The organism is Ruminiclostridium cellobioparum subsp. termitidis CT1112 (assembly GCF_000350485.1).
GTDB lineage: Bacteria > Bacillota > Clostridia > Acetivibrionales > DSM-1351 > Ruminiclostridium > Ruminiclostridium termitidis.
In genome coordinates, this window is record NZ_AORV01000075.1 from 1 (window position 1) to 2,787 (window position 2,787).

Here is a 2,787-nt window from a genome sequence, read left to right on the forward strand (position 1 = left end):
TTGAATACCTGTTTCTTTGGGTCAAACCCTCGACCTATTAGTATCAATCAGCTTAATACATTACTGCACTTACACTCTTGACCTATCAACCATGTAGTCTACATGGGGTCTTACCCTTACGGTGGGATATCTCATCTTGAGGTGGGTTTCACGCTTAGATGCCTTCAGCGTTTATCCCTGCCGAACTTGGCTACCCAGCTGTGCCATTGGTATGACAACTGGTGCACTAGAGGTTCGTCCATCCCGGTCCTCTCGTACTAAGGACAGATCCTCTCAAATATCCTGCGCCCGCGACAGATAGGGACCGAACTGTCTCACGACGTTCTGAACCCAGCTCGCGTACCGCTTTAATTGGCGAACAGCCAAACCCTTGGAACCTGCTACAGCTCCAGGATGCGATGAGCCGACATCGAGGTGCCAAACCTCCCCGTCGATGTGGACTCTTGGGGGAGATAAGCCTGTTATCCCCAGGGTAGCTTTTATCCGTTGAGCGATGGCAATTCCACTTTCATACCACCGGATCACTAAGCCCTACTTTCGTACCTGCTCGAGGTGTATCTCTCGCAGTTAGGCTACCTTATGCCTTTGCACTCAATGCGCGATTTCCAACCGCGCTGAGGTAACCTTTGGACGCCTCCGTTACTCTTTGGGAGGCGACCGCCCCAGTCAAACTGCCCACCTGACAGTGTCCCTGAACCAGTTTATGGCTCCAGGTTAGAGTTCCAGTACTTTTAGAGTGGTATCCCAACGTCGACTCCTTAATGGCTGGCGCCACTAATTCTCAGTCTCCCACCTATCCTGTACAAAAAATACCGAAACCCAATATCAAGCTACAGTGAAGCTCCATGGGGTCTTTCCGTCTAGTCGCGGGTAACTTGCATCTTCACAAGTACTACAATTTCGCCGGGTACGTTGTTGAGACAGTGCCCAAGTCATTACGCCATTCGTGCGGGTCAGAACTTACCTGACAAGGAATTTCGCTACCTTAGGACCGTTATAGTTACGGCCGCCGTTTACTGGGGCTTAAGTTCATGCCTTCGCTTGCGCTAAGCAATTCCCGTAACCTTCCAGCACCGGGCAGGCGTCAGCCCCTATACTTCATCTTTCGATTTAGCAGAGACCTGTGTTTTTGATAAACAGTTGCTTGGGCCTATTCTCTGCGGCCTCTATCTCTAGAGGCACCCCTTTTCGCTAACTTACGGGGTCAATTTGCCGAGTTCCTTAACAACGCTTCTCCCGCTCGTCTTAGGATTCTCTCCTCACCTACCTGTGTCGGTTTGCGGTACTGGTACCTTTAATCTGGATAGTGGCTTTTCTCGTCAGTGTGGAATCGGTCACTTCGGTACTTATTTTCCCTCCGCATCACGCCTTCGAAACATCCGGCGGATTTACCTACCGGACTATCTACCTCGCTTGCACGTGCTTTTCCAGCTGCACGCTTGACTTATCCTCCTGCGTCCCCACCTCTCTCATAACGATTAACGGCAGTACAGGAATTTCAACCTGTTATCCATCGCCTACGCCTTTCGGCCTCAGCTTAGGTCCAGACTTACCCTGGGCGGACGAACCTTCCCCAGGAAACCTTAGGCTTTCGACGGTAAAGATTCTCACTTTACTTTCGCTACTTATTCCGGCATTCTCACTACTGCTTCGTCCACAAGTCCTTCCGGTCTTGCTTCTACCTACAACAGTAAGCTCCCCTACCACCCGCATACATTCAATACTATCTCCTAACTTCTCCTCGTATACCTTACTGGTATACAGTTAGCCTAAGTGACATTTAACGAAAAGTTTTTTAATTGATTTTTAAATGAAACTTTTCGTGAAACGTCCTAACAGCTTGTGCTAGGCGATACTATTGAATGTATGCTGATCCATAGCTTCGGTATACAGTTTAGCCCCGGACATTTTCGGCGCAGGCTCACTCGACTAGTGAGCTATTACGCACTCTTTGAATGAGTGGCTGCTTCTAAGCCAACATCCTAGTTGTCTTAGCAAGCCCACATCCTTTTCCACTTAACTGTAATTTTGGGACCTTAGCTGATGGTCTGGGCTGTTTCCCTTTTGACCACGGGACTTATCTCTCGTAGTCTGACTCCCAAGTAACATCATTACGGCATTCGGAGTTTGATAGGGTTCGGTAACCTGGTAAGGCCCCTAGCCCATTCAGTGCTCTACCTCCGTTTGACTCTTCCTTGAGGCTAGCCCTAAAGCTATTTCGGGGAGAACCAGCTATCTCCGAGTTCGATTGGAATTTCTCCGCCACCCACAGCTCATCCCAGACCTTTTCAACGGTCATGTGGTTCGGTCCTCCACGAGATTTTACTCCCGCTTCAACCTGTCCATGGGTAGGTCACCCGGTTTCGGGTCTATAGCATGCAACTTGTCGCCCATTTAAGACTCGGTTTCCCTTCGGCTCCGTACCTTTAGTACTTAACCTTGCTGCATACAATAACTCGCCGGACCGTTCTACAAAAAGTACGCTGTCGAGCTTTAACGCTCTTCAACTGCTTGTAAACATAGGGTTTCAGGTTCTCTTTCACTCCCCTCCCGGGGTTCTTTTCACCTTTCCCTCACGGTACTGCTTCACTATCGGTCACCAGTTAGTATTTAGCCTTGGATGGTGGTCCACCCTGCTTCCCACGAGGTTTCACGTGCCTCGTGGTACTCTGGATACTAGCCTGCCTCTTGACATTTCGCTTACGGGACTTTTACCCTCTATGGTCTCAGCTTTCCAGCTGCTCATTCTGCTATGTCTCAAGGATCATTATGCTAGTCCTCAACCCC

Annotated in this window: 1 rRNA gene; it reads right to left on the reverse strand. The window is 49.5% G+C overall.

The features are described from left to right. Positions 1-17: 17 nt before the first annotated feature. Positions 18-2,787, reverse strand: a 23S ribosomal RNA gene (locus tag CTER_RS26120); the annotation flags it as partial.